This is a genomic window from Ancylobacter polymorphus (assembly GCF_030813495.1).
Classification (GTDB): domain Bacteria; phylum Pseudomonadota; class Alphaproteobacteria; order Rhizobiales; family Xanthobacteraceae; genus Ancylobacter; species Ancylobacter polymorphus.
This window is the reverse complement of record NZ_JAUSUI010000003.1, coordinates 93770-120003: the sequence shown is the minus strand read 5'-3', so window position 1 is coordinate 120003 and position 26234 is coordinate 93770. Positions and strand designations below refer to the sequence as shown.

The following is a 26234-nucleotide window of genomic DNA, read 5'->3' as shown; positions in this document are numbered from 1 at the left end:
CTCCGCGAGGAGAGGACAGCCGGCAACCACCGGCGCGGGCGGCGGGTTTGCGAACGCTCAGGCGGTTAGGGCCAGCAGCGCCTCGGCCAGCCTCAGGTCGTCGGGCGTGGTGATCTTCAGATTGACGGCGCTGCCGGGCACGAAGGCGGTCTTGACCCCGCCGAGGGCGAGAATGTCGAGAAAGCTGGGATCGCTGTCGAGCCCATCCTCCGGCAGCGTCTCATAGCCGGCACAGGCGGCGTCGCGGCGGAATGCCACCGGCTTCTGGCCGATGAGCACGGCGCCCGGCGGGTGCAGCAGCTCGCCGCTGCGGGTGTACAAGAACTCGGCATTGACGAGGCCCGGCGCAGCGGCCCCGCTGAGATGCGCCTGCTGCAGCAGCGCGCGCAGCAGTTCCGGCGCGGCGAAGGGGTGGACCACATCGTGCAGGATGAGCCAGGGCGCCGTCGCCTGCGCCATCAGGCGGCGCGTGGTGCCGCTGCGCGTGGCCGCCCCTTCCACAAACGCCACCCGCTCATCACGGATGAGGGCGCGCGCACGCTCCATATCCGCCGCCGCCACCGCGACGATGATGGAATCGACGGCCGGCAGCAGGCGGTCGACCGCGCGCTCAAGCAGCGTTCGCCCAGCCAGCGTGACAAAGGCTTTCGGTCCGCGCCCGAGCCGCGTGCCGCTGCCCGCCGCCTGAAGGAGACCCTGGATTCTCATGAGCGGCCCCCTGAGCGTTTCGGACGGGGTTGAAACATGCGTGGCAACCACTTTTTCCAGCGGGGTCGCTTCCTCGCACGTGCCGGCGCGGCCGGGGAGGAAGGGCGAGCCGGCGGCAACCTGCCCACCGGAGGCCTCGGGGGCGCACAGCCCAGGAAGGCTTCGCGTCCCGTGCGGTCCAGCCTGTCGAAGGCGGCGAGGTCGAGAAGCATCGAGGCGTCGGCCTGCCGTTCCCGCGCATGGGCGTTCTTGGCGGCGACATGGGCTTTCAGCGCGTCGCACAAACGCACCACGTCTTCCTGCAGCGCCCCCGACCGCCACAGATGGCGCTGCGTTCCAAAATGCTGATGCTGGGGCCTCGGCAGATCGACCGGCACCAGGCGTCCGCCACTATCGAGATCGAAATGGTGCAAGAGGTTGTGGTGCCCGCCCGGATCGAGCCGGTGATTGAATAATTGCAGCCCGCGCGCACTCACCAGCAGCGCATGGGAATGGTCCAACGCCGCGAAGCCCTTCTTCACGTCGCAGCTGTCCATGTCGGCCTGGCTGGCGGTAAGGTTCTGCGCGAAGGCGATAGTGCGCGCTCCTTCGGCAAGAAGGCTGCGGCCGGAATGCGGGAAAGGCCAGTCGCCCTCGATCCCCAGAAGGTCGAGGCAGGTGGAAGCGAGGTCGACAGTGCTGACAAGGCGGCCGTCGGTGCCGACGGGCAGATGCTCATCGCGAATAACGAGCGGGGTGTGGAGGAGGGCGGGATAAGGCTCGACCGCGTGCAGCAGCCCGCTCTTGAAGCCGTGCGTGCCGTGATCGTCGCCATGGTCGCCATAGACGAGGGTCGTGGTGTGCTCCAGCGCGCCCGCGCGGCGCAGGATTTCGAGCATGGCGCCGAGCAGCGTGTCGGTGGCGGCGCAGCTGCCTTCGAACAGCTCGTCGAGATGGTGTGCATGCGAGACCAGGGCGAGGTCCGCTTCGATATGGGGAAGCTGACACCACACATAGATCGCGAACGGGCCTGTCGCGGTCCGCTGCTCGAACGCTTGGAGCAGTGTGGCGAAGTCGTTGGTCTTCCACGCTTCGGGCAGCGACGCGTTCAGGAGATGCAGGATCGGCAGTCGGGGATAGGCGGACGCGCAGAGGAACGAGGTTTCATAGCCACGCGCCGCAAGCTGATTGAACAGGCTCGCATTGTTGACCACCGGCCGCGACAGCCCCGCCGCGCCGTCCATCTCGAAGTCATTGCCGTGCAGAAACGCCGCCATCACCATCTGTGTCGAGGTGGCGGAGGCATAATGGCGCCGATAGGTACGCGCCTCGGCCATCAGCGCGCGCAGATGCGGAAACGCCTCGGGGAAGGCGTTGAAGGTCTGCCACGATGTGCTTTCGAGGTGAAAGACGAAAAGGTTCTTCGGCCTGGCCGGCACGGGACGCGAATGGCTCATCTTGTGGCGGCCCGCCTTTCGGCAAAGAGGGTCTCGAAATCGAGGCCGTAGAAATGCGGCCATGCGCCGGCGTCCTCCGGCGCGCGTCGGGCGGTGTCGATGCGGAACCGTTCGACGAAAGCGGGATCGGCCAGGCATCCCGTCAGCGCGGGGCGCTCGGGCGGGGGTGTCCAGGCCTCGCGTGGCAGGTCGACATAGCTTTTGAACGGGAGTACGCGGCGCACCGTCAGCCCACTCTCGTCGATGAGATGGTTATAGCCGACAGGCTGGTGCTCGCCGTCGGGATCGACGGCCGTGAACTTGGCGTGGCGGGCCTCGCGGTCGCGCCGCTCGATCATCTTGAGATGATAGAGGAAGGCGGGAACAAACCCGCGCGGGGCGCCGTCCAGCTCAGGCGGGAACCAGGGCTGGTGCATGCGATCGGGGCGCCGGGTAACGGTGCGCGGAATCCTGAACAGGCGGGGCGTCCAGCGTGGCCCGCACGTCCCGTCGATCCGATACTCGCTGCGGCTGTTCCAGAGATTGACGATACTCACGGCGAGAATCTGCTGCCCCCGCGCCTCGCGCCGTTCGAGAACCGGCCGCAGGCGGCGCAGGAAACGTTCTTCGTAACGCTCGTCGGCATCGCCGCAGATCACCCAATCTGCCCCCAGCCGCGCCGCTTCAAGAATCAGGCGGTGCCGGTTCTGTGATTCATGCGCATGGGGTGGCGCGGGACGACGCTCGTGCAGAACCGAAACCACCTTCGGCTCGGCGCGAAGAAGATCGGGCGTGGCATCGGTCGAGCCCTCGTCAAGCGCGACAATGCCGTCCACATGCGGCGCGATGTGACAGAGAAAGCCTGAGAGGAAGCGCTCCTCGTTCCGAAGCTGCGTGATGCAGATGATCTTCATCGCCGGTGGGTTCCGAGGGGCGGGTCGCTTCCTTAGGCGCGATGAAGACGCGCCGCTATCGACGTCCCCACGCAAACGCAGAGCTTTCCACAATCCGGTACCGCCACACAAGCGAGGACACGCCGCGCGCATCCTTCCGCCGCGACTCGACATTGATTTGTACCGCTGGCGCAGCGGAAAGGTCGCGCCGACTTGTGGATCCACACATTCTCGCCGATGGCCCTATCGCAGCCCGGCGAGTATGGGGCTGGTGTCGGCGAAGGAGCGCCAGCCGCACATGCGCAGCGTCTCCGGCAGCGCCTCGAAAGCCCTGAAGGCAAGGCGGAGCGCAAGCCGACGCCACCACCTGTCCTTTCTGGGTCATCGACGCCACGGCCAGCGCCTTAGCGCGGCCACGCTCACAGCGCCGTCCAGCCACCATCCAACATCAGCGCGCTGCCGGTCATCAGCGACGCGGCCTCCGAAGCGAGGAACACCGCCGCCGCCGCCACTTCGTCGACGCGCCCTGGGCGTCCGAGCGGGATTTTCCGCAACACGTCGGCTCGAAAGGCCGGATCGCGGAAGAAAGGCTCCGTCATCGGGGTCTCGACAAAGGTCGGGCAGATGGTGTTGACGCGGATGCGATGGGGCGCCAGTTCCACCGCCAGCGCCTTGGTGAAGCCTTCCAGGCCCCATTTCGAGGCGCAGTAGATCGTGCGGTTGGCAGCCCCGACATGCCCCATCTGCGAGGACATGTTGATCACCGATCCGCCCCGCCCCGCCGCGATCATCCCGGCGGTCACAGCCTTGGCGGCGAACACCGCGCTGCGCAGGTTCAGCCCCAGCACGGCGTCGTAATCCTCCACCGAGATGTCGGCGAGCGGCTTGGGCCGGTTCATGCCGGCATTATTGACGAAGACATCGAACGCCGGGCGTGCCGCGATGAGCGCGGCAAACGCTTCCACATCGGTGACATCGGCCGGCAACGCCTCGGCCTTCAGGCCCTGCGCCCGCAATTCGTCAGCCGCCGCGCCGATCTCGCCCGCCGAGCGGGCGCAGAGCGTCACCTCCGCGCCAGAGGCGGCACAGGCCTGCGCGATGGCGAGGCCGATGCCTCGCCCCGCGCCCGTCACCAGCACGCGGCGTCCGTCCAGCCGGAACGACGGCAGAGCAGCGCTCATTCCGCCGCCTCGCCATAGGGCACGTTCTTGCGCCCGTAGCGGCGCACACGGACATTGCACTGCTCGGCGTGACCGACGAAGCCTTCCAGCAGGCACAGCCGCGAACCATAGGCCCCGATCATCGCCGCCGCCTCGTCGGTGGTGATCTTCTGGTAGCTGTGCGTCTTCAGGAACTTTCCGACCCAGAGACCGCCCGTATAGCGCCCGGCCTTGTGGGTGGGCAGCGTGTGGTTGGTGCCGATCACCTTGTCGCCATTGGCGACATTGGTGCGCGGGCCGAGGAACAGCGCGCCATAGGAGTGCATGTTGGCGAGATACCAGTCGTCGCGATCGGTCATGACCTGGACATGCTCGGAGGCGATGTCGTTGGCGACCTCCAGCATCTCCTCATGGGTGTCGCACAGGATCACCTCGCCATAATCGGCCCACGACTTGGTCGCGGTCTCGGTGGTCGGCAGGAGCCCGAGCAGGCGGTCGATCTCCGCCAGCGTGTCTTCGGCCAGCCGGCGGCTGTTGGTGACCAGAATGGCCGGCGAATTATAGCCGTGCTCGGCCTGCCCGAGCAGATCGGTGGCGCAGATCTCGCCATCCACCGTATCGTCGGCGATCACCATGGTCTCGGTCGGGCCGGCGAAAAGGTCGATGCCGACGCGGCCATAGAGTTGGCGCTTGGCTTCGGCGACATAGGCATTGCCGGGGCCCACCAGCATGTCGACCGGGGCGATGGTCTGCGTGCCGATCGCCAGCGCGCCGACGGCCTGGATGCCGCCCATCACATAGATCTCATGCGCGCCGCCCAGATGCATGGCGGCGATCACCGCCGGGTTCGGCTCGCCCTTGAAGGGCGGGGTGGCGGCGGCGATGCGCGGCACGCCGGCCACCGCGGCAGTCAGCACCGACATGTGCGCCGAGGCGACCATCGGGAATTTGCCGCCCGGCACATAGCAGCCGACCGACTGCACCGGAATGTTCTTGTGGCCGAGAATGACGCCGGGCAGCGTCTCGATCTCGATATCCGTCATCGAGTTGCGCTGGGCCTGGGCGAAATTGCGCACCTGCTCCTGCGCGAACCGAATGTCGTCCATGTCCCGCGCAGACACCCGCGCCATCAGCGCCTCGATCTCGCTCAGGGTCAGCCGGAAGGCCGGCGGCGAATAGCGATCGAACTTCTCCGACAATTCGCGCACCGCCGCATCGCCGCGCGCCTCGATATCGGCCAGAATGGTTTCGACCGTCTCACGGACCTTGCGGTCGTCCTGCGAGCGCTCATCGGCGGGCTTGCCGCGCTTCAGATAGGTTACGGCCATGGTACGGGTCCTTACGTTTACATGTGTCGCGAAAGCGGGAAGAGGCGCCGGGGGCTAGGGAGCGAGCCCACTGGCCTTCTTGAAAGCGGCGAGGCCGGTGAGCGCCTTGTCGCGCCAGGCGCGGCGGGCGGCGAGTTCGGCTTCCGGAAGCGCGGCGCGGCGCTCCTCGCCGGCGCGGCGGATGGTCTCCTGCGGCCAGGCGCGCGGCGTGCGGCTCTGCGCCATGGCGTGGTACATGCCGCCGAGCCGGGCAGCGTAGTCGACGATGCCGCCGGGGGCGTTCAGGTCGATCGTCTCGAACGGACCCATAAAGGCCCAGCGCAGCCCGAGCCCGTGCGAAATGGTGGCGTCGATATCGGCGAGGCTGGCATAGCCCTCGTCATAGAGGGCCCAGGCCTCGTTCAGCAGCGCCCCCTGAAGGCGGTTCAGGATGAACCCGTCGATCTCGCGGGTGAGCGTCACCGGCACCTGCCCGGCCGCCTGCATCAGTTCGCGGGCGCCTTCCAGCGCATCGGCGTCGGTCCAGGGCGCCGGCACCAGTTCGACCACCGGGGCGAGATGCGGCGGGTTGACCGGATGGGCGATCAGGAAGCGTCCGCGATGGACGCAGCCTTCGGTGAAGCGCGAGGCGGGAATGCCCGATGAGGACGAGCCGACGATCGTGTCCGGCGCCATGAGGGCATCGATGGCGCGGCAGATGTCGGTCTTCACCTCCACGCGCTCGAAGACCGATTCCTGCACATAGGTGGCGCCGTCGAGCGCCTCCGCGAGCGTGTCGAACACGTGCAGCCGGCCGATCACCGCCTCGATATCCTCGATCAAGCCGGCCTCGGCCAGCGCGGCCGCGCTCTCCCGCGCCCAGGGCAGGATGCGCGCGCGAACCTCGGCGACGGGATCGTAGACCTGCACCCGCACGCCGGCGCGGGCGAACACCAGCGCCCAGCCGGAACCGACCAGGCCGGCGCCGACGATGGCGACGACATGCGCCGCAAGAGGGGCTGCGAGAGGTGTCGGCCGCGTCATGCCGACACCTTCGAGGTTTCGCCATCGGCGAGGCAGATTTCGGTGATCCGCAGCCCTTCCCGGGTGATGCGCGAGGGGAAGGTATCGCGCAGCCGCTCCTCATGCACCGGGATGACGCGGTGGGAATCGTAGCCGACCTGCTTCATCATCGCCTCGGTGGCGAGCACCAGATTGGCCTGGCTGCCGACCGCGAGGCCCACCGGCGTGTAGACTTCCTTCTCGTCGACGGCCGCACCGGGGCCGTGGATGTTCTCGAAGACATAGACGAGGTCGCCGGCAAGCACCCATGTGTCCTGCGACTGCGCCTGTCCGTCATTGCGCACGGTGACCCACATCGAACCCCAGGTGTGGCTGTCATCCGCCGCGTGCAGATCGATGCCCGGCAGCACATCGCTCAAAGCGCCGTTGACCGTCACCAGACGCTTCTGCCGGGCAAGATCGGCGCCGCGCACGATGTCGCCGGGGTCGACCGCCACCATCATCCAGCGCAGGCGATCGGGCAGCGACATCGCCCACACCCATTTCGCGATCTCGCGCTCCTGAATGTAGAACTTAGCATTCGGGAAGTCCTCGACATTGCCGAAATGGTCGAAATGCGCGTGGGTGATGAAGCAGGTGTCCACCTCTTCCGGCTTCACGCCGATTTCGGCCAGAACCGTCGCGGGGCTGCGCCAGTTCTCCACGCCGAAGCGATCGCCCAGAACCTTGCCATAGTCCTTGTCGTTATAGCCGACATCGACCATCGCCACATGATCGCGCCCCTTGATGACGACGTAGCAGTAGGGAAGCTTCACGAAACCCTGGTTGTGCGCACCGTAGAGCACACCGCTCTTGTGGTAGTTCTTTACATAGGAATATTCGCACACCCAGATCGAATAGTCGGACATGGCTTGTTTCCTTCCTTTGGTTCTTTTGTCTTCTTCCGGCTGGCGGTTCAGCGCCCGCAGGAGCAACAGGCATGGGACAGGTCCACCATGGCGAGCCCGGCCTTTTCGGCGGTCGCCGCGCTGAGATGCGCATAGGCGCGGCGCACATGGCGGGAGATGGTGTCGAAGGCGGCCTCGTTGTCGCCGCGCGGGCGAAGCTCGGAGAACGTTCCCAGCGCAAGGCCGGAAAAAGCATGCGCGGCAACGAGCTGCTCGCGGTGCGGCTCAAGGGCGTCGGGGGCGACGAGCTGCCGGATGCGCTCGCCCGCCTCATCGAAGCGCCGCCGGCAGCTGGCGAGTTCACCAAGACCGGCCACCTCCGACGAGTCGGTGAGTTGTGCCAGGATCATCAACCCGGCCAGCTGGCCGACGACCCGGCGCAGATCCTCGAACACCGGACGGCACGCATCGGCATAACGGGCCGCCTGATCCGAGCCGAGCAGCGGCGCAAGATCGTCCGGCCCGGCGACGGGCATCGGGAGCGGCCCGTCGGCAAAGAGGGCGCAGTCCGGGCGGTGCACGCTCGTGAGGCGGTCGAAAAGAGCGCGTCGCTGCACCGTCATCGGGTCCCTCCCTCACGCTTTCGCGTCGTGTTTCTCTCGATCAGCTCGCCGGGCGGCAGGCGCAGAATGTGCGGCTCCTGCCCGCGGTCGACGGCGAGCTCGCGGGCAAGGCTGACGGTCGCCGCCATCATCCCATCCAGCGGCTGGGCCACGGTCGTCAGCAGATGCGAGGGCCAGCCGGCCATGGTGATGTCGTCGAAGCCGACGACCGAGATGTCGTCCGGCACGCGAAACCGGCCACTTTCCTGCACACCGGCGATGAAGCCGATGGCGACGATGTCATTGGCGCAGAACACCCCGTCGAGCGGGCGCTCCGCCTTCGCCGCCGCGAGCCCGGCGGCATAGCCGGCCTCGTAGCTGAACCGGCCGGCCTCGATCACGACGGGCGGGGCGAAGCCGCGTTCCACCACCCGGCTGCAGAATCCCTTGCCGCGCTCCACATTGGTGGAGGCGCCGGGAAAGGCCGAGACATAGGCGAGATGCCGGTGGCAGCTGTCGATGAGATGATCCGCCACCCGCCGGCCGCCCGCCTCATTGTCGCAGGTCACGCCGAAACCGAGGCCATCGGCGGAGAGGCGGTTGAAGAAGATGCATGGCGCGCCGGCGCCCTCGCATTTCTCGCGGGCGTGCGAGGCCATGTTGGCGGCCAGCACGATGACGAGGTCCGGCTGATAGGTCAGCAGCAGATCGACCGCATCGTCGATCTTCTCCGGCTGGTTGGCGGCGGAGAGCATCACATTCATGCCCGCCTCCTGCAGCATCGCCGTCATCTCGGTCATGACTTCGGGATAGAACGGGTTGGTCAGGTCGGAGACCACCATGCCGACAATCTGGGTCTTCTTGGTAATCAGGCTCTGGGCGAAGGGATTGGGCCGGTAGCCGAGCGCGGCCGCCCGCTCCAGCACCAGCCGGCGCGTCTCCGAGGCGACGACCGCGTCCGGGTAGAAGGCGCGCGAGACCGTCGAGACCGACATGCCGAGATCGCGCGCGAGGTCCTTCACCGTCACCCGTCGTCCCTTGTCTCGTTGTGCATCGCTCAAGGCCCGTCTCCCGTCTCGCCATCGCTGGCGTTCCTGTCATTCCGCTGCGGCAGGAAAGCAGTGTCGTCCGTAACCGGCATGCCGCGCCACCCTGTTCGGGCATCCGGGGCTGCCCGGCACCTGCCGGCGCCGGGCAGAGATCGCTGCGTCCCTGTCGCCTCAGTTCACCGTCGGCGCAACCTTGGTGAGCTTGTACTGATCCTTGGCCGCCTCGCAGCGCGCGCAGTTGATGCCCGGCTCATTGGCGGCCTTCACAATCTCGGCCGGCAGCGGCTGGATGGTCGCGCCCTTCACCGGGGTGCCGTTCAGGGCCGAGTCGATGTTCAGCTCGGGCAGCAGCACCGGATTCAGCACTTCGGTGACAAAGGAAGACGGTACGCGATCCTTGGGGAAGACGTTGCAGCCGTCCTCGAACTTCTCACCCGCGCACAGCTTGACCTTGTCGGCGGGAACCCAGGGCAGCGGATATTCGATGTTCGTCGGCTTGAGTTCGCGCTTGCCGGTGAGGATTTCCATCATCAGCTTGAAGGCGTAGCCCGACTGCGCCGGCGGCGAGCCGGCCGAGACGCCGGTCAGCCCCTTGGCCTGCATCGCCGGATCGGCGAGCGCGAGGCGGAAGCCATTGGAGTTCTCGCCCGTGACCGGCACGAGATTGCCGCCCTTGTCGAGCAGCGCCTGGATGGCGCCGTACTCGCCGGCCTGCGCCCAGATGCCCTGAACGTCCGGGTGCGCGGCAAGGGCCTTGGCGGTCTCCTGCTGCGTCGTGCGGTCGTCCCAGAACGAGTAATATTCGGACACCACTTCAATGCCGGGATATTTGGCAAAGATGTGCTTGGCGCCATCGGTGTGGCGCTGGTCGACCGAGTTGCCGGGCACGCCGCGCGACAGGAAGATCTTGCCCTTGCCGCCGAGCGCATTGACCAGGGCCTGCGCCGAATTCTCGCCGAAGCCGGAGGAGAGATAGCTGACGTTATAGGCGCAGCTCTCGGTGACGGTGGCGTCGTACATGAAGAACAGCACGCCCTGCTCGCAGCCGCGCTTGATGGTGCGGTTGAGCGCGGTGGCGGAGATCGGGAAGCTGACAATGCCGTCCGCGCCAGCGTCGATCATGCTCTCATAGGCGGAAATCTGCGCCTGCGGATCGGCGCCGGAGATGACCTCCTTCAGTTCGACGAGATCGTTATAGGGCGGCGTCGCCGCCAGCGCCTTGACGATATTGGCGGCCTCGGACTGCCAGGCATTACCGGAATAGCTGAGGCTCAGATAGATCTTGTACTTCTTTCCGTCCTTGGGGCCCGCGGCCTGCGCCGGCTGGATGGCCGCCATGCAGGCAGCTCCAAGCAACAGCGCGGCGGTCGCGGTCTTGAGCAGCGTCGATATCATCGTCGTTTCCTCCTGGTATCTTGCGTGTTCTTGTCGTTCGTCTCGCTCGCCTTGGCTCAGCGCCAGAGAGAGCCGAGTTTCTGGAAAAGCTCCTCGCGCAGGAGCAGCAACGCCACCAGCACGATGGCGCCCTCAATGATGGTGCGCAGGCCGAATTCGAGGCCGATGGCGGAGATGATGGTGCCGAGCGTGGTCAGCAGGATCGCCCCGCCCACCGTGCCGAGAAACGTGCCGCGCCCGCCCAGGATGGAGGAGCCGCCGATCACCACCGCCGCAATGGACGGCAACAGATAGCTGTCGCCCATGCGCAGCGTGGCGCCGCTGGAATAGCCCACCAGCATCAGGCCGGCGAAGCCGGCGCTCACCGCGCTGACCACATAGGGCAGGATGCGCATCGCCGTGACCGGGGCGCCGGCAATGCGCGCCGCCTCCACATTGGTGCCGATGGCATAGAGATAGCGCCCATAGATCGAGCGGCTCTGGAACAGCCAGCCCAGCAGCACGAAGGCGACCAGGAACAGGACGGGCGCCGGCAGGCCGAGAACCTGACCCTTCATCAGCGCCACCGCTATGTCCGGGGCGGCGCCGCGCGGCGTGCCCTTGGTGTAGCCCAGCAGCAGCGAGGACACGATGATCGACATCGCCAGCGTCATGATGAAGGGCGGCACCTTCAACCAGACGATGCCGGCGGCGGAGAGGAATCCGACACACCCGCAGGCCAGCAGCACCAGCGGCAGCAGATACCAGGCGGCGGGATCGCTGGCGCCGACCCAATTGGTGGCGAGGATGCCGCCCAGCGTGGCCACCGCCGGCAGCGACAGGTCGAGACCGCCGGTGAGGATGACCAGTCCCTGCCCGAAGGACAGCACCACCAGGAACGAGCCCAGCACCAGTACCGTCTCCACCTGCGACCAGGAGCCGAGCGAGGGGCTGATGAAGCGCGCGCCGAGCAGAAGCACCACGCACAGGATCGCCACCGCGAAGGTGCTCACCGTCTCGGCGCTGACGCGCGCGCTGCGCCGTGTATCGCCCTTCTGCTGGAAGCGGGCCTGCGAGATCGGATTGTCGTTCATGACCGTCATTTCCGCTCTCCGATCCGGGTCAGCAGGCCGCTGAAGACCACGGCCACGATCAGCACCACGCCCTGGAACAGGCCGGTGTAGAAGGAGGAAACGCCGCTGGAGAACAGCACCTTCTGCAACAGGGTGAGCGTCGCCGCTCCCATCACCGAGGCGAACAGCCCGCCGCGTCCGCCGCTCAGCGAGGTGCCGCCCAGCGCCACCGCCGCGAAGGACAGCAGCAGCAGCGGCGTGCCGGAATTGGGGTTGCCGGTCGCCGTCTGCGCGCTCAGCATCAGCCCGGCGAGGCCGTACAGCATGCCGGCTGCGACGAAGGTGAGGAAGCGCGTGCGCCGGACATTGACCCCGGAGAGCGCGGCGGCGGGCTCGTCGGCGCCGATGGCGTAGAGCGCGATCCCATAATCGGTGCGCCGCACCAGCAGCCACAGCCCGATCACCACGGCAACCACCAGCCCCGACACCGGCACGACGCCCCACAGTCGCCCGGTCAATTCGTCGGCGATCCAGTCGGAGACCGCACCGCCCGGCGCATTGAGGATGACGAGCGCGATGCCCTGGCAGATGATCATGGTCGCCAGCGTGGCGGCGATGGACTGGAGCCGGAGATAGGCCACCAGCCAGCCATTCACCGCCCCCACGGCACCGCCGATGGCGAGGCAGACCAGCAGCGAGAGCAGCGCACCGCCCGGCCCTTCCAGGGGATAGACGGCCAGCACGACATTGGTGAGCGAGATCACGCCCGCGATCGAGAGATCGAAGCCCCGGCTCAGCACCACCAGCGTCTGCCCGGCCGCCGCGAGCGCCAGCGGAGCCGTGTTGTTCATCAGCGCGGCGATGGCGTAGCTGTCGAGAGCGCGCGGCTGCTGGTAGGCATAGAGCGCATAGAGCAGCACGTAGAGACCGAGGATCAGGCCGGCGCCCTGCGTCAGCCGCCAGAGCCGGTGACGCGGGGCCGAGCCCGAGCGAACAGCGGAAGGGGCGGACCCGGAGGCGCCCGCAGTGGCGATGTCGCTCATCGGGCATTCTCCGCGACGGCGTGAGCGGGGGTGGCGAAGGGGGCGGGCGCGCGGGCGGCCGGCGCGCACGGGTCATGGCCGATCATTGCCGCCACCAGCGTCTGCTCGGCGATGTCGTCGCCTTGCAGTTCGCGGAACACCTGCCCGCCATAAAGAACGAGGCAGCGATCGGCCAGCTGGACGATCTCGGGCAGTTCCGAGGAATAGAAGAGAACCGAACCGCCGCGCTCGGCGAAGGCGCGGATGGCGGCATAGATGGATTCCTTGGTGCCGACATCGACGCCGCGCGTGGGGTCGAACAGCAGCAGCGTGCGCGCGCCAGTGGCCAGCGTGCGCGCCATCAGCGCTTTCTGCTGATTGCCGCCGGAGAGGTCGCCGATGGCGAAGCCGAGATAGCGCGGGTTCAGCGCCACCTGATCCGCCGAAGGCTGCGCCGCCTTTTCCTCGTCGCGCCGGCCGATGAACCCCGCCCGGCCCACGCGCGGCAGGAGCGGCAGAACCACATTGGTGGCCGCCGACAGGCCGGCGAGGATGCCCTCCGTCTTGCGTTCCTCCGGGAGATAGCTGATGCCCGAGCCGCAGCGCAGCGCGGCGCGCGGGTTGCGATAGGCGGCCAGTTTCCCGTCGACGCGGATGACGCCGCCGGCCGGCGTCTCCAGCCCGGCCAGCAGGCGGAACAGACCGCGCTGCCCCTGGCCTTCCAGCGCGGCGACGCCAAGAATCTCGCCCGCCCCGAGGTGCAGGCTCACCCCGCGCAGCCCGTGACCGGCCAGATTCTCGACGGCGAGCCGCGGCGTGCGTGCCGCGTCCACCGCACGCGCGGGCCGGCGCGCATGCTCGACCCGGTGGCCGACCATCATCTCGAAAATGTCGCCGTCGCTGGCGCTGGCAAGGCCCACCGTACCGATGGAGCGGCCATTGCGCAGCACGGTCGCCGACGAGCAGATTTCCCGCACTTCGGCGAGCCGATGCGAGATGTAGAGAATGGCGACGCCCCGCGCGCGGGCCTTGCCGATCTGTTCGAACAGCCAGTCCGTCTCAGCCAGCGAGGCGGTCGGCTCGTCGAGGATCAGCACGCGGCCAGCATTCTCGATCGCGCGGGCGATTTCGATGCGCTGGCGCTCGGCGAGCGGCAGGTCGCCAATGCGCGCGGCCGGATCGATCCGCGTGAGCCCGTGACGTTCCAGGATTTCCGCGCCGCGGGCGAGGACATGGCGATGCGAGATCAGCGGCGATCCGCGCCCGGCAAGCGCCGGAAGCAGGAAATTCTGCGCCACGCTCAGATTGGGGACGAGGCTCAGTTCCTGAAACGCCGTGGCGACCTCGCGCTTGCGCGCCTCGATGATGGAACGCGGCGCGTAGATTTCGCCATGCAGCCGCATCTCGCCCCGATCCGGGATGACCGCGCCGGTGAAGATGCGCACGAGAGTGGACTTGCCGGCCCCGTTTTCGCCGAGGAGCGCATGAACCTCGCCGGCTTTCAGCGCGATATCGGCATGTTCGAGCGCGACGGTCGCGCCATAGGACTTGCTGACGCCGGCGGCGCGCATTTCGCGAGACGAAAGGTGCCGTTCCCCGGTGTCGGGGCGGCCTGTGGCGTCGGTCATTCGTTTCCTCCCGTGCCCGGAGCCGTTCCACTAACGAGAACGTTCTCTGAGAACGTTCTCATTGTTGACGACGTTTCCGATCCCGGTCAAGCGCTGTCGGTCGATTTTGTCGCGGCACCGGATGCCCGCGACCAAACAGACGCCTCAAGCCATTGAATATGTTCAGGTTAATTTCCGCACCCTTGCGGAGGGAGGGACGGAAGGCCTTGGGGCCGCCGCGCTCCACCGATATCTCACGCAGGAGAAGGCCGTGCGGCCGAGCGTGAAATGATGGCGCCGTCGCGCGCCTATCGACGGCCCGCCGAGAGCGGGAGTGCCGCCGCGCACCGGGTGCGCACGCCGGACAGGCGCTGGAAATGTGCCGACGACAGTGGGATACGGTCGCGAAAATTGTCAAAATCTTCCAGAATCGATCATCACGCGTCGCGGACACCCCGCACAGCGGTACGGAGGCGCCATGAACAGTCGCGAAAGCCAGGGTGATAATGGCGAGGAGGCGCCGCGCGGGCGCGTGGAGATGATTCCGGCCAAACGGCGAGCGCTCATCCTGGAACGCCTTCGGCGCGAGGGCGCGGCAGGCATTCAGGAACTGGCCGATGCCATCAACGCCTCGCCATCGACCATCCGCCGCGATCTCGAACATCTGGTGAAGCAGGGCGCGCTGGAACGCACCCATGGCGGCGCCCTGCTGCAGAGCACGGCGCGCGCTACCTTCGAGCCCGACATCGCCCTCGCCGCGCAGCTGCGGCGCGAGGAGAAAAACGCCATCGCCGCCGCCGTCGCCGAAGCGCTGCGGCCCGGACAGAGCGTCATTTTCGACGCCGGCACGACGGTGCTCGCCGTGGCGCGCGCGGTGGCCAACCGGCGGCTCCCGCTGACCGCCGTCACCAACAGCCTCGCCATCGCCCAGGTGCTGGCCGACGTGCCGGAGGTGCATCTCATCGTGCCGGGCGGCACGGTGCGGCCGGGGTCGACGACGCTGGTCGGCCGGCCCGGCGAGGACTTCCTGCGCAGCCTGCATGCCGACATTGCTCTCATCGGCACCCATGCGATCACCGGCAGGACACTGACGGAGACCTCGCTCGACGTGGCGGCGATGAAGCAGGCGATGATTGCCGCGGCCCGGCACGTCATGGTGCTGGTGGACAGTTCGAAATTCACCGCGCCGAGCTTCTGCACCATCTGCGATGTCGCCGACATCCAGGAGATCGTCACCGATGACGGTATCGATCCTCTGGCGCTGGAAGAGTTAAGGCGGCTGAAGGTCGTCCTGCGCGTCGTTCCCGTGCTGCGACAGGACCGCCACCGTGGCTGAACCTACGCGCCTGCGCATTCTCGCCGACGATCTGACCGGCGCACTGGACAGTGCCGCCGCCTTTGCCACGCCCCGCTGCCCGATCCCGGTGCTTTGGCACCCTGTGCGCAGGCTGCCAGCCGTGGCGGCTATCGACATTGGCACGCGAGAGAGGGAGGGCGATGATGCGGTCCGCCGCCAGGACCGCCTCGCCGACTGGCTTCTTGAGGGTGCGCCCGCCTTCAAGAAAATCGACAGCCTTATGCGCGGCAACTGGGCGACCGAGCTTGCCGCGCTTTCGAGGCGTATGGCCGGATGGCGCCTCGTCGTCGCTCCGGCCTTTCCCTTCCAGGGGCGCGTCACCCGGGCGGGTTGCCAATGGCAGATAGGGCCCGCGCAGCCGCTCGGCGGCGACATCGCCGCCACATGGCGCGCGGCGGGACTGGTCAATGCCGACATCCATGTCCATGACGCCGAGACCGACGCCGATCTCGACGCCATCGTCGCGCGCGAGATGCGCGATGGTGGCCGCGTGCTGTGGGTTGGCACCGGGGGGCTCGCTGCCGCGCTCGCCCGAGCTCGGCCTGCCTCGCCTCCCGTCTTCGAGCCGCCGTTGGATGCACGGATGCGCGCGCCCCTGCTGGCGCTCATCGGCTCGCATCATCCGGTCATCCAGGAACAGATCGACCATGCCGCCGCGCCGGACCCGCGCCGGCATATCCGGCTTTCGGGCGCCCCGTCGGACATTGACGCGGTGCACGGCCGTCTCGCGCGGGGCCTGTCCTGCATCGTCACCGTGGCCTTCGAGGGGGCGCGTGCTGCGGCGGCGGCCGTCATTGCCGAGCGGTTCTCCCAGCTGCTCGTCCATTGCCCGCCGCCCGGTACGCTGTTCGTGTCGGGCGGTGAGACCCTGCGCGACGTGGCCCAAGCCACAGGCGCCGACAGCCTCGCCGTGGAGGGCGCGCGCGAGCCGGGGCTGGCCGTGTCGCATCTGCGCGGCGGACGGTTCGAGGGCGTGCACGTGGTCTCGAAGTCCGGCGGCTTCGGCCGTCCCGACTTGCTGCGCGTTCTGTTCGACGAGGCGTCGGCGCGTGCCCGAACAACACCGTTGCGCATGTATGATAACTTTTGATATCAAATGACACTTTCTGGGAAGAGGTAGCTTTTCATGGCCGTTCCGCGCCTTGCCATCACCATGGGCGATCCCGCCGGCATCGGACCGGAGATCATCGCCAAGGCTGGCGCCCGCCTCGCCCCTCGCCTGCACGCCGGCGAGCTGTCGCTGCTCGTCATCGGCAGCGTGACCGCCCTGCGCGCCGCCGAGGCCCTGCTCGCAACACCGCCGATACCCGAGATTGAAGAGGCCGCGCAGGCCGCGCCTCTCGCCATCCTGGCGGCCGGCAACGAGCGCGAACCGATCCGCTTGGGCGAGATGAGCGCGGAAGGCGGCCGGCTTGCCTATCTCGCCATCGAAAAGGCCGTCCGCCTCGCCCAGTCCGGCGCCATTGCGGGCCTCGTCACCGCCCCGCTCAACAAGGAGGCGCTCAATCTCGCCGGCTACGCCTATTCCGGTCATACCGACATGCTCGCCGACCTGACCGGGGCGCGCGATTCCGTGATGATGCTGGCCCATGGCGATTTTCGCGTCAGCCATCTCACAACCCATGTCGCGCTGGCCGACGTCCCCTCAAAGCTCACGCCGGCACGCCTGCGCCGCGTCATCGAGCTGACGGCGGCCATGCTGCGTTCGCTCGGCATCGCGCATCCGCGCATCGGCATCGCCGCCCTGAACCCGCATGCCGGCGAAGGCGGCATTTTCGGCCGTGAAGATATCGACGTCACGGCCCCTCTGGTGGCGACCTATGAGGGCTCGGACATCACGGTGATCGGCCCGGTGCCCGGCGACACGGTTTTCGTCAAGCTGCGCGGGCGCAGCTACGATGCGGTGGTGGCGATGTATCACGATCAGGGCCATGTGCCGGTGAAGCTTCTCGGCTTCGACGTCGACCCGGCAACCGGCGAATGGAAGGCGCTGTCCGGCGTCAACATCTCGCTGGGGCTACCGATCATCCGAACCTCCGTCGATCACGGCACCGCCTTCGACATCGCCGGCAAGGGCCTCGCCAACGAGGAAAGCCTGATCGAGGCGATCGACTTCGCGCTGGAACTGGCGCGCCATCGCGCCGCTTGAGCCGCGCCCGCGCGAACCTTGCTCAATGTCGGTGGGCGTTACCAGCCGCAAAGCCGCTAGGAAGATGTCGGCGCGTTCACCCATAGAATAGAGGCTGACTTGCTGCCTCTGCTCCAGAATCGATGGGCGATGTCGCTGTCGAAGGCGACGCAGTCGCCCGCGTTCAGCACATAACTCTTGTCGCCGATCTCCAACTCCATCGACCCGGAAACGACATAGCCGACCTCCTGCCCGTTATGGGAATAAGGCTCGTCTCCCGAACTCGCACCGGGGTCGAGACTGACGAGAAAAGCCTTCAGCCGCGAGGCGGCGGGAGGGGTGATGATGACCTTCTCAAGGCCACGATTGCGGATCAGCAACTAGCCACGGCCCGAGCGGGTGACGAACGGATCGCTACCGACGCCCGAGACGGCGGGATCGAGAATCCACGCAGGAGACACGCCGAGTGCCGTGCCGAGCCCGAACAGGGTTCGTACAGTCGGCGATGTCCGTCCGCGCTCGATCTGCGACAGCGTGCCAATCGACAGGCCCGTCTTTTCCGAAGGCTGGGTCAGGGTCAGGCTGTTGGACAACCGCAACGCCTTGATCCGGCGTCCGACCTCGCGCTGCGCCGTATCGATTTCGCGCTCATTCTGCGCGGACGGCGTGGTCGGTTCAGCGGTTTCCGGCGTCATAGGTATCCTCGGCAGAAGGGAAAGAACGGCGAAGCCCGACGATCGGTCGCCACGTCCTCTATGAGCACGAGTCGATCACCGTCGATTATCGGCGCGATTCAGCCAATCGGCTGCTTATGGGCGGGCGCAGCCGGTTGCGGTCGCTCCATGGACCGGCGGGGTTTCCCGATCTCAATGCGCTACGCGAAGCGGCTCTGGCCGTTTCTCGGCAACATCCGCTGGACCCATGGCTGGAACGGCCAACCCGCCATCACAGCGGATGACTATCCCAACCTTACCGCCCCGGCGCCCGGCCTCATGGCGTGCATCGGCTACAATGGCCGCGGCGTCGCAATGGCGACGGCCATGGGCGGCGAACTCGCGCGCTGGGCAACCGGCACTGAGCCGGATATCCTCGATATGCCAGTGCGTCCCGCGAGGGCCTTCCCGTTCCACAGCTTGTGGCCGATCGGTGCTTCCATACGCATAGCCTATGGCCGGGCGCGCAACGCGCTCGGCATCTGAGCCGCCTTCACAGAGACGAGGCATTCCATGACGTCCCGCTATCTCACATTCTACATTGACGGCGCCTTCGTCGACCCGGTCGTCGACCGGACGCTCGACGTGATCGATCCCGCCACCGAGCAACCGTTCGCCACCATCTCGCTCGGCGGGCAGGCCGACGTGGATCGCGCGGTCGCCGCCGCCAAGGCCGCCTTCGCCGATTTCCAGTTCACGTCCAAGCAAGAGCGTCTCGCGCTTCTTGAGGCGCTGCTCGCGGTCTATGAGCGCCGCTACGAAGATGTCGCCCAGGCGATCAGCCGCGAAATGGGTTCGCCGATCGCGCGGGCCCGCGACTCCCAGGCCTATGCCGGGCTGGGGCACCTCAAGGCGACCATCGAGGCCCTTCGGCGCTTCGACTTCGACGAGACGCGCGGCACCACGCGGGTCACGCATGAGCCGGTGGGCGTCGTCGGGTTGATCACCCCCTGGAACTGGCCGCTCAACCAGATCATGTGCAAAGTGGCGCCGGCCATCGCCGCCGGCTGCACCATGGTGCTGAAGCCGAGCGAGATCGCGCCGATCTCCGGCATGGTCTTCGCTGAAATCGTTCATGAGGCGGGCATCCCGCCGGGCGTGTTCAACCTCGTGAACGGCACGGGACCGGAAGTCGGCGCCGCGCTTTCCTCGCACCCGGACATCGACATGGTGTCGTTCACCGGCTCGACCCGCGCCGGCATCGACGTCGCGCGCAATGCCGCCGCGACCGTCAAGCGCGTGGCCCAGGAGCTTGGCGGCAAATCGGCCAATATCGTGCTGCCGGACGCCGATCTCGAAACCGCCGTGTCCCAGGGCGTGCTCGCCTGCTTCTCCAACACGGGACAGTCCTGCGATGCCCCGACCCGCATGCTTGTGCCCGCGGCACGGCAGGCGGAAGCGCTGGAGATCGCCCGCCGGACCGCAGAAACCGTGCGCGTCGGCTCCCCGACCGATGTCGAGACCCAGATCGGGCCGCTGGTCAGCGATGTCCAGTTTGCCAAGGTGCAGGCGCTCATTCAGGCCGGCATCGACGAGGGCGCGACGCTCGTCACCGGCGGCACCGGCAAGCCGGCGGGCCTTGAGACCGGATACTATGTGAAGCCCACCGTATTTGGCGACGTGAAGCCGGGCATGCGCATCGAGCGTGAGGAAATCTTCGGGCCGGTTCTGTCGATCATCCCCTATGCGACGGTCGATGAAGCGATCAGCATCGCCAATGATACGCTCTACGGCCTCGCCGCCTATGTCCAGGGCACGGATCTTGACGAGGCGCGCCGCGTCGCCGGCCGGCTGCGCGCCGGTTCCATTTATCTGAACTATCCGGACTGGGACCTGTTCGCGCCCTTCGGCGGTTACAAGCAGTCCGGCAATGGTCGCGAATACGCGGATTTCGGGCTGCGTGACTTCCTCGAAATCAAGGGCATCGTCGGCTACGGCTGAAACGCACCCTGACACGTCGGCGGGTCCAGGAGACCGATCGCGGCGGGCGGAAGCTTGCCGTGATCGGCATGGCGCGCTGCCCGGAGTGAAAACGCGAACACTCATGTCATTGAAATTGCGTTGGGACAGAGCCTCGCGGGGCGCAGATGTTAGCCTCCTTCGCATCCCGCATGCTCTGCCGCGGGCGCACTGGCGAGGGCTGCCGATCTTGCAGCCTGATCGGTCGAGAAAGCCGGACCGGCTCGCGCCTGCCGGACGACATCGGCAAGCTTCTCGGCAAAGCGCTTGGCACGTCCCGAATGCCGGGCGCTGGTTCGCAGCCGCGGCGCTTTATGGAAAGATGGCCTTGCTGATGCGCGCGTGCACGCCCCAATTGCCGTCGGCGACTTGCGTCACGCCGAAATCGACCGCCACCGACATGAGCGAGATCGCCTCGTCCTCGTCGAGCCCATAGCGTTCCATCAGGAACTTGCGGGCGGCACGGAAGGCGCTGCGCAGCGCCCGGCTGAGCGAGGAACGCTTGAACACTTCGGACTGCGCGTTGCGGCCGAGCTCACGCAGATAATTGGTATAGCTGAAGCCGTGCAGCAGCCAGGCATCGGGCGTCTCGATCAGCGGCGCGCCGAGCCCGTTGAGGAAGGGTTTGTCGGTCTCCCCGCGCTTGTGCAGCACGAGGCGGATCTCGCCGGTCAGCGAACATTCCAGCGCCGTGCCGCTGATCTCGCCATCCCCTTGCGCCAGATGCGGGTCGCCAATGGAGAGCAGGGCGCCGGGCACGGCCACGGGCAGATAGACGGAGGCCCCCTTGCCGGCACGCCAATTGTCGATATTGCCGCCGAAATAGCCGGGCGGCACCGAGTCCACCATGTCGCTCTCGCGCGGCGCCACCGCGATGAAGCCGAAATGCGGGCGGACGGGAATGCGCACGCCGGCGAGGACGGTCTCGCGCTTCTCGATCCGTCCGTGATCGACGGGAACGCCGGGGTAGTCGATGGTTTCGTGCACCACGCCGAAGGGATCGGTTTGCGGTGCCCAGCGGAAGGAATAGACCGCCTCCGCGAACCCGCTCTCCCCGGCGGCGTCGGTGCGGTAGATGGTGATGACCTCGCGCTTGCGCGGCTCGTCCAGAACGTCGTCATGGTGAAAGCCCCACGCCGCTGCGGCGTTGGAGCCAAACGCATAGCCGGCATGGGCCGGGTTGGCGCTCGGGCGCGGCTTCAGGTCGAGAATCTCGACTTCCAGCACATCGCCGGGCTCGGCGCCGTGGACGAAGATGGGGCCCGTGCAGATATGCACGCCGAAGCCCTCACCCGCCCCGCGGCCGAAGATCGAGGCGTTGACCGGCCCGGCCCCGCGTCGGTCCACGGCCTTGTAGTCGGCGGTCCAGCGGAACACGCTCTCGGCCCCGGGATCGCCGGCGATCATCCGCTCATGATCGTCATAAGCGTGCTGGGTAAGGGTCTCGATGGTCACGCGCGCGCCGGAGCGCACCCGGAGCGCGGGCGGAATGCTGCGCGAGAGATAGCCCCAATGCACCGTCTCGCGGGACACCGGCAGGTGATGATGGCCGGGCGCGACGACCTCGCGCGGGCGCACCGGCGCCGGCACATCGGGGGCCTCGGCACTCATGGCCGCCGCCGGGGCCGGACGGACGGGCCGCGAGCCCGAATGCATCGGGCGGCCTCGGGTCCACCGGGTCTCCACAGTGGCGCCGGAGGATTTGCGGTAGTCGCGCGGCGAAATGCCATAGGCGGCGCTGAACACCCGGCTGAAATGCGCCTGATCCGCGAAGCCCCAGCGAAAGCCGATCTCGGCGATGGAGCGGTCAGCGTGCTGCGGGTTGACCAGATCGAGCCGGCACTGTTCCAGCCGGCGATGGCGCACATAGTCGGAAAAGGAGCGGTCCTGACCCTCGAAGAGCCGCTGGATGTAGCGGGCCGACAGCCCCTCCGCGCCGGCGATGTCGTTCACCGACAGATCGGGCTCGCGCAGGCGCGCTTCGATCTGGGCGCAGATGCGCGCGAAATGCGCCGCCTGCACCTGGGTCGCGTTATCCTCTTCCGGCCGGGCCTGCGCGAGCAGGGCGGAGAGCACGAGTTCCGTCACCGCCGGCTCCGCGGCCATCACATCGCCGTCCTCCATAACCGCGAAATGCGACGCCAGCGCCCGCATCAAGGGCCGAGCCGCCGCCGCCGACACGGTTTCGCCGAGCACCAGCGTCGGCACGGTCGCGGCGCGGCTGAAGCGGCCGACCAGCCGCTCGCGCGGCAGACACAGCAGCAGAAGCTCGAAATCCTTGCGGAACTGCACCGAGAAAGGGGTGGCGGGATCGCAGACCCAGAGATCGCCATCGGCGAACTCGGCGGCGCGCCGGCCGGAATCGGTGAGATGCCCGCGCCCATAGGTGACGAAGCCGATGAGGATCGGCGGTTCGCTCCTCGCCGGCTCCCGGCCCTTCCGGGCGGCCTGATCCAAGGCGGTGAGCTTCTGCGCCGCCGAGCGCAGCAGGGCAAAGGTCGCCTGGGTCGGCGAGCGCTTGATGGAGACCTCGCCGAAATGGAAGGCGTCAGTGTCGGAGAGCTGCGCGGCAAGGCCGAGCGAGGCCAGCGTTTCCCGCCATGCCGCCTCCTGCTTGGAGGCGGGAAAGGCGTTGATCGAGATGGGAACGGCGCGGTTCATGGCAGCGGAACTCATGGGCGAAGGAATGGCGCAGGCGGCGCCGGATCGCCAGTGAAGCACTTTGACGAATGGCGCACAAAAACTTGTCGCGGCGCAACCGAACCGCGCTGCACAATTCCTCGTCATATCTCGCTAAATAGCTGAATTTATGTGTATTTTTCTGAAACAGAACGCACTGCCCCATCGCCGCTTTGGTCCCGTTGCCTCTTTAGGGGCATTGCCCATACCGCGCGGCAGCGGCTTAGTGGCGCCCGATCACGGCGCCGCATGTGGCGCCATCCGGACAAAGGGGAACAACAATGGATCGTCGTGGATTCCTGGGCGCCGGTCTGGCGGGTACGGCCGCCGTCGCCACAATCGCCGCGCCGCATGTCGCGCGCGCCCAGCAGAGCTTCAGCTGGAAGATGACCAACGCCTACGGACCGGGCGCTCCCTTCTATGTCACCGGTCCGGGCAGCCCGACCTATTTCTGCGACCTCGTCGGCAAGATGTCCGGCGGGCGACTGACCATCCAGCACTTCGCCGCCGGCGAGTTGATCCCGGCGCTGGAAGGCTTCGACGCGGTGTCCTCCGGCACGGTCGAGATGAACGCGGCGAATTCCTATTTCTGGGCGGGCAAGGTGCCGGCGGCGCAGTTCTTCACCTGCGTGCCCTTCGGGCTGAACTTCCAGGGCCAGAACGCCTGGATCTACCATGGCGGCGGCCTGAAGCTGTGGGAAGAGCTCTACGAGCCCTTCAACCTCGTGCCGATGCCGCTCGGCAATACCGGCGTGCAGATGTCCGGCTGGTTCCGCAAGCCGATCGAGAAGGTCGAGGACTTCAAGGGCCTGAAAATGCGCATCCCCGGCCTCGCCGGTAAGGTCTATGCGCAGCTCGGCGTCGATGTGAAGCTGCTGCCCGGCGGCGAGATTTTCCCGGCACTGGAGCGCGGCGTGATCGACGCCGCCGAATTCGTCGGCCCCTATCAGGACCGCCGCCTCGGCCTGCAGAAGGCGGCCAAATACTATTACACCACCGGCTGGCACGAGCCGAGCAACGTCACCGAGCTCGTCATCAACAAGGCCGCCTGGGAAAGCCTGCCGGACGACCTCAAGGAAATCGTCCGCGCCGCCGCCATGGCCTGCAACGTGCTCAGCCACACCTGGTGCGAGGCGACCAATGGCGAGGCGATGACCGACCTGGTGAAGAACCAGGGCGTGATCGCCGCGCCTTACCCGGCCGAAGTGGTCGCCAAGCTGCGCGACGTCACCACCACCACGCTGCAGCAGCTCGCCGACTCCGACCCCAAGATCAAGAAGGTCTACGACTCGTTCAGCAAATTCGCGGCCGAGCACAGCCAGTGGGCGGGCCTCTCGGAGGCGGTGTACCAGACCCAGATCCGTCGGGGCGCGTGAGTTCGGGCGCATGAGTTCGACCCCCGTGACCAGCGTGCTGGAAAAATGCGCCCGTGGCCTCGACGCGATCGTCGAGGCCTGCGGCTGGGTCGCGGCGTGGACGGGCCTCGCGCTCGTCCTCGTCATGGCCGGCAATGTGCTGATGCGCTACGCCTTCAACACCGGCTCGGTAGCCATGCAGGAGCTGGAATGGCACCTGATGTCGCCGCTCACGCTGCTCTGCATCGCCTACACCATCAAGCATGAAGGCCATGTGCGGGTGGACATCCTGTTCGCCCGGCTTCCCGTGCGCGTGCAGCAGGGGATCGATCTGTTCTCGGCCCTCGCGGTGGTGGCGCTCTCCGTCATCATCATCCTTCTGTCCTGGCGCTATGTGGGCCAGTCCTACCGGATCAGCGAGGGCTCGCCCGACCCCGGCGGGCTGCCTTACCGCTTCATCCTCAAGGCGATGATTCCGGCGGGTTTCGCGCTGCTGCTGCTGCAGAGCCTGGCCGCCACGGCACGCGCGCTCGCCGCCCTGCTTTCTCCCGTCAGCATACCGCCGGCGCCGCTGTCGGAACAGGTGCCTGCCAATGCCCTATAATGAAATCCTGGCGATCGCCTGCATCGCCTCTTTCTTCGTCATGCTGTTCGTCGGCGTGCCGGTGGCGCTCACCCTTGCCATCAGCGGCTTCTTCTTCGGCTGGCTCGGATTCGGCACGACGCTGTTCAGCCTTTTGCCGGCGCGCATCTACGGCGTCACCGCCAATTACACGCTGATTGCCATCCCGCTCTTCGTGTTCATGGGCGTGATGCTGGAGAAATCGCGCCTCGCCGACGAGCTGATGGAAGTGATCGGCCATCTTTCCGGCAGCCTTCGCGGCGGCATGGGTCTCGGTATCGTCCTGGTCGGCATGATGATGGGCGCGACAACCGGCATTGTCGGTGCCACCATCGTCACGCTCGGCCTGCTCACCCTGCCGACGCTGCTGCGGCGGGGCTATGACAAGAGCCTGTCCTGCGGGGCGATCTGCGCCTCCGGCACGCTCGGGCAGCTCATTCCCCCCTCGACCATCCTCATCCTGCTCGCCGACATTCTGGGCGAATCCGTCGGCACGCTGTTCGCCGCCGCCCTGATGCCCGGGCTGCTGCTCACCGGCATTTTCTGCATCTACATGATCGTCGTCGGCATCATCTGGCCGGAGAAGGTGCCCGCCATCCCGCTCGAAGAGCGGCGTGCCATGCCGCGCAAGCAACTGTGGCTGAAGGCGCTCAAGGTCGGCCTGCCGCCGATCGGGCTGGTGCTGGCCGTGCTCGGCTCGATCATCGGCGGCATCGCCGCCCCAACCGAGGCCGCCAGCATGGGGGCGCTCGGCTCCATATTCGTGGCATCGGTTGCGGGCCGCTTCACGCTGAAGACGCTGGTCGACACCGTGCAGTCCACCGCGCGCATCACCGCGATGATGTTCTTCGTGCTGATCTGCTCGCAGGTCTTTGCGCTGTCCTTCCGCGGCCTCGGCGGCGAGCGGCTGGTGCATGACGCCTTCGCGCTGGTTCCCGGCGGGACGGACGGCATCCTGATCTTCATGCTGCTGATCATCTTCGTGCTCGGCTTCTTCATCGAGTGGATCGAGATCAGCTATATCGTCGTGCCGATGTTCCTGCCGCTGATGCAGAACGCCGGTGTCGATCTGGTCTGGGCGGCGGCGCTGATCGCCACCGTGCTACAAACCTCCTTCCTTACCCCTCCCTTCGGCTGGGCGCTGTTCTACCTGCGCGGCGTCGCCCCGCCGGAGGTGCGCACGGCCGACATCTATCGCGGCGTCCTTCCCTTCATCGCCCTGCAGTTGATGGCGGTCGCCCTCGTCTTCACCTTCCCTGCGGTGGCCACCTGGCTGCCCAAGGCGATCGGCTGGTAGAGGT

Annotated in this window: 24 protein-coding genes; 8 read left to right on the top strand and 16 right to left on the bottom strand. The window is 67.2% G+C overall.

The features are described 5' to 3' along the window. Positions 1-57 precede the first annotated feature (57 nt). The 13 genes from J2S75_RS07930 to J2S75_RS07870 all read right to left on the bottom strand — a co-directional run bounded on the left by J2S75_RS07930 (position 58) and on the right by J2S75_RS07870 (position 14141). The gene (locus tag J2S75_RS07930) at positions 58-708 is read right to left on the bottom strand and encodes an IspD/TarI family cytidylyltransferase (protein WP_307019285.1); all 651 of its coding nucleotides are present in this window, start codon (positions 706-708) and stop codon (positions 58-60) included. Further along, positions 705-2144 carry a sulfatase-like hydrolase/transferase gene (locus J2S75_RS07925; protein WP_307019284.1) on the bottom strand — a complete coding sequence of 480 codons (1440 nt, stop codon included), beginning with the start codon at positions 2142-2144 and terminating at the stop codon, positions 705-707. Before J2S75_RS07925 ends, J2S75_RS07930 begins: the two co-directional genes overlap by 4 nt. Then, positions 2141-3037, bottom strand: a complete 897-nt coding sequence (locus J2S75_RS07920) for a glycosyltransferase family protein (protein ID WP_307019283.1) — start codon at positions 3035-3037, stop codon at positions 2141-2143. The genes J2S75_RS07925 and J2S75_RS07920 overlap by 4 nt, the downstream gene beginning before the upstream one ends. 398 nt (positions 3038-3435) lie before the next feature. After that, entirely contained in the window at positions 3436-4197 is a 762-nt protein-coding gene (locus J2S75_RS07915) for an SDR family NAD(P)-dependent oxidoreductase (protein ID WP_307019282.1), read from the bottom strand. Further along, entirely contained in the window at positions 4194-5504 is a 1311-nt protein-coding gene (hisD, locus tag J2S75_RS07910; RefSeq protein WP_307019281.1) for a histidinol dehydrogenase, read from the bottom strand. The genes J2S75_RS07915 and hisD overlap by 4 nt, the downstream gene beginning before the upstream one ends. A gap of 54 nt (positions 5505-5558) precedes the next feature. Continuing rightward, positions 5559-6527, bottom strand: coding sequence for a 3-hydroxyacyl-CoA dehydrogenase (locus tag J2S75_RS07905; protein ID WP_307019280.1), 969 nt, complete (start codon positions 6525-6527; stop codon positions 5559-5561). Continuing rightward, positions 6524-7414, bottom strand: coding sequence for an N-acyl homoserine lactonase family protein (locus J2S75_RS07900; RefSeq protein WP_307019279.1), 891 nt, complete (start codon positions 7412-7414; stop codon positions 6524-6526). The genes J2S75_RS07905 and J2S75_RS07900 overlap by 4 nt, the downstream gene beginning before the upstream one ends. Before the next feature lie 47 nt (positions 7415-7461). Beyond that, positions 7462-8016, bottom strand: coding sequence for a hypothetical protein (locus tag J2S75_RS07895; protein WP_307019278.1), 555 nt, complete (start codon positions 8014-8016; stop codon positions 7462-7464). After that, a complete protein-coding gene (locus J2S75_RS07890; protein ID WP_307019277.1) occupies positions 8013-9056 on the bottom strand; it encodes a LacI family DNA-binding transcriptional regulator in 1044 nt (347 codons plus the stop codon). Before J2S75_RS07890 ends, J2S75_RS07895 begins: the two co-directional genes overlap by 4 nt. 159 nt (positions 9057-9215) lie before the next feature. Then, positions 9216-10439, bottom strand: coding sequence for a sugar ABC transporter substrate-binding protein (locus J2S75_RS07885; protein ID WP_307019276.1), 1224 nt, complete (start codon positions 10437-10439; stop codon positions 9216-9218). A 56-nt stretch (positions 10440-10495) separates the two neighbouring features. Beyond that, complete coding sequence (locus tag J2S75_RS07880) at positions 10496-11521, bottom strand: ABC transporter permease (RefSeq protein WP_307019275.1); 1026 nt, start codon at positions 11519-11521, stop codon at positions 10496-10498. Continuing rightward, positions 11518-12534, bottom strand: coding sequence for an ABC transporter permease (locus J2S75_RS07875; protein ID WP_307019274.1), 1017 nt, complete (start codon positions 12532-12534; stop codon positions 11518-11520). Before J2S75_RS07875 ends, J2S75_RS07880 begins: the two co-directional genes overlap by 4 nt. Further along, a complete protein-coding gene (locus J2S75_RS07870) occupies positions 12531-14141 on the bottom strand; it encodes a sugar ABC transporter ATP-binding protein (RefSeq protein ID WP_307019273.1) in 1611 nt (536 codons plus the stop codon). Before J2S75_RS07870 ends, J2S75_RS07875 begins: the two co-directional genes overlap by 4 nt. Before the next feature lie 457 nt (positions 14142-14598). On the opposite strand from J2S75_RS07870, the gene J2S75_RS07865 reads away from it, so the two are divergent. From J2S75_RS07865 to pdxA, 3 genes are read left to right on the top strand one after another with little or no spacing between them, the layout of a single operon-like run. Then, complete coding sequence (locus J2S75_RS07865; RefSeq protein WP_307019272.1) at positions 14599-15456, top strand: DeoR/GlpR family DNA-binding transcription regulator; 858 nt, start codon at positions 14599-14601, stop codon at positions 15454-15456. Continuing rightward, positions 15449-16567: a four-carbon acid sugar kinase family protein gene (locus tag J2S75_RS07860; protein ID WP_307019271.1), complete on the top strand. Its 1119-nt coding sequence runs from the start codon at positions 15449-15451 to the stop codon at positions 16565-16567. The genes J2S75_RS07865 and J2S75_RS07860 overlap by 8 nt, the downstream gene beginning before the upstream one ends. A gap of 36 nt (positions 16568-16603) precedes the next feature. Then, positions 16604-17626 (top strand): 4-hydroxythreonine-4-phosphate dehydrogenase PdxA, encoded by a 1023-nt coding sequence (gene pdxA, locus J2S75_RS07855; protein WP_307019270.1) that lies wholly within the window; start codon positions 16604-16606, stop codon positions 17624-17626. Positions 17627-17682: 56 nt separating this feature from the next. On the opposite strand, the gene J2S75_RS07850 is transcribed toward pdxA, so the two are convergent. Both J2S75_RS07850 and J2S75_RS07845 read right to left on the bottom strand, forming a co-directional pair. Further along, positions 17683-17985: a cupin domain-containing protein gene (locus J2S75_RS07850; protein WP_307019269.1), complete on the bottom strand. Its 303-nt coding sequence runs from the start codon at positions 17983-17985 to the stop codon at positions 17683-17685. Next, positions 17986-18300 (bottom strand): helix-turn-helix domain-containing protein, encoded by a 315-nt coding sequence (locus J2S75_RS07845; RefSeq protein WP_307019268.1) that lies wholly within the window; start codon positions 18298-18300, stop codon positions 17986-17988. Positions 18301-18474: 174 nt separating this feature from the next. Between J2S75_RS07845 and J2S75_RS07840 the strand changes: the two genes are divergently transcribed. Together J2S75_RS07840 and J2S75_RS07835 are read left to right on the top strand one after the other, a co-directional pair. Further along, on the top strand, positions 18475-18804 hold the full coding sequence (locus J2S75_RS07840; protein ID WP_307019267.1) for an FAD-binding oxidoreductase/lyase: 330 nt from the start codon (positions 18475-18477) through the stop codon (positions 18802-18804). Between the two features lie 27 nt (positions 18805-18831). Then, positions 18832-20259 (top strand): aldehyde dehydrogenase family protein, encoded by a 1428-nt coding sequence (locus J2S75_RS07835; RefSeq protein ID WP_307019266.1) that lies wholly within the window; start codon positions 18832-18834, stop codon positions 20257-20259. Between the two features lie 330 nt (positions 20260-20589). Here J2S75_RS07835 and J2S75_RS07830 read toward each other — a convergent pair whose 3' ends face one another. After that, the gene (locus J2S75_RS07830; RefSeq protein WP_307019265.1) at positions 20590-22938 is read right to left on the bottom strand and encodes an acetamidase/formamidase family protein; all 2349 of its coding nucleotides are present in this window, start codon (positions 22936-22938) and stop codon (positions 20590-20592) included. Positions 22939-23237: 299 nt separating this feature from the next. On the opposite strand from J2S75_RS07830, the gene J2S75_RS07825 reads away from it, so the two are divergent. From J2S75_RS07825 to J2S75_RS07815, 3 genes are read left to right on the top strand one after another with little or no spacing between them, the layout of a single operon-like run. Beyond that, entirely contained in the window at positions 23238-24332 is a 1095-nt protein-coding gene (locus tag J2S75_RS07825) for a TRAP transporter substrate-binding protein (protein ID WP_244378491.1), read from the top strand. Positions 24333-24342: 10 nt separating this feature from the next. Further along, positions 24343-24915 carry a TRAP transporter small permease subunit gene (locus tag J2S75_RS07820; RefSeq protein WP_307019264.1) on the top strand — a complete coding sequence of 191 codons (573 nt, stop codon included), beginning with the start codon at positions 24343-24345 and terminating at the stop codon, positions 24913-24915. Then, positions 24905-26230, top strand: coding sequence for a TRAP transporter large permease (locus J2S75_RS07815; RefSeq protein ID WP_307019263.1), 1326 nt, complete (start codon positions 24905-24907; stop codon positions 26228-26230). Before J2S75_RS07820 ends, J2S75_RS07815 begins: the two co-directional genes overlap by 11 nt. The last annotated feature ends 4 nt before the right edge of the window (positions 26231-26234 follow it).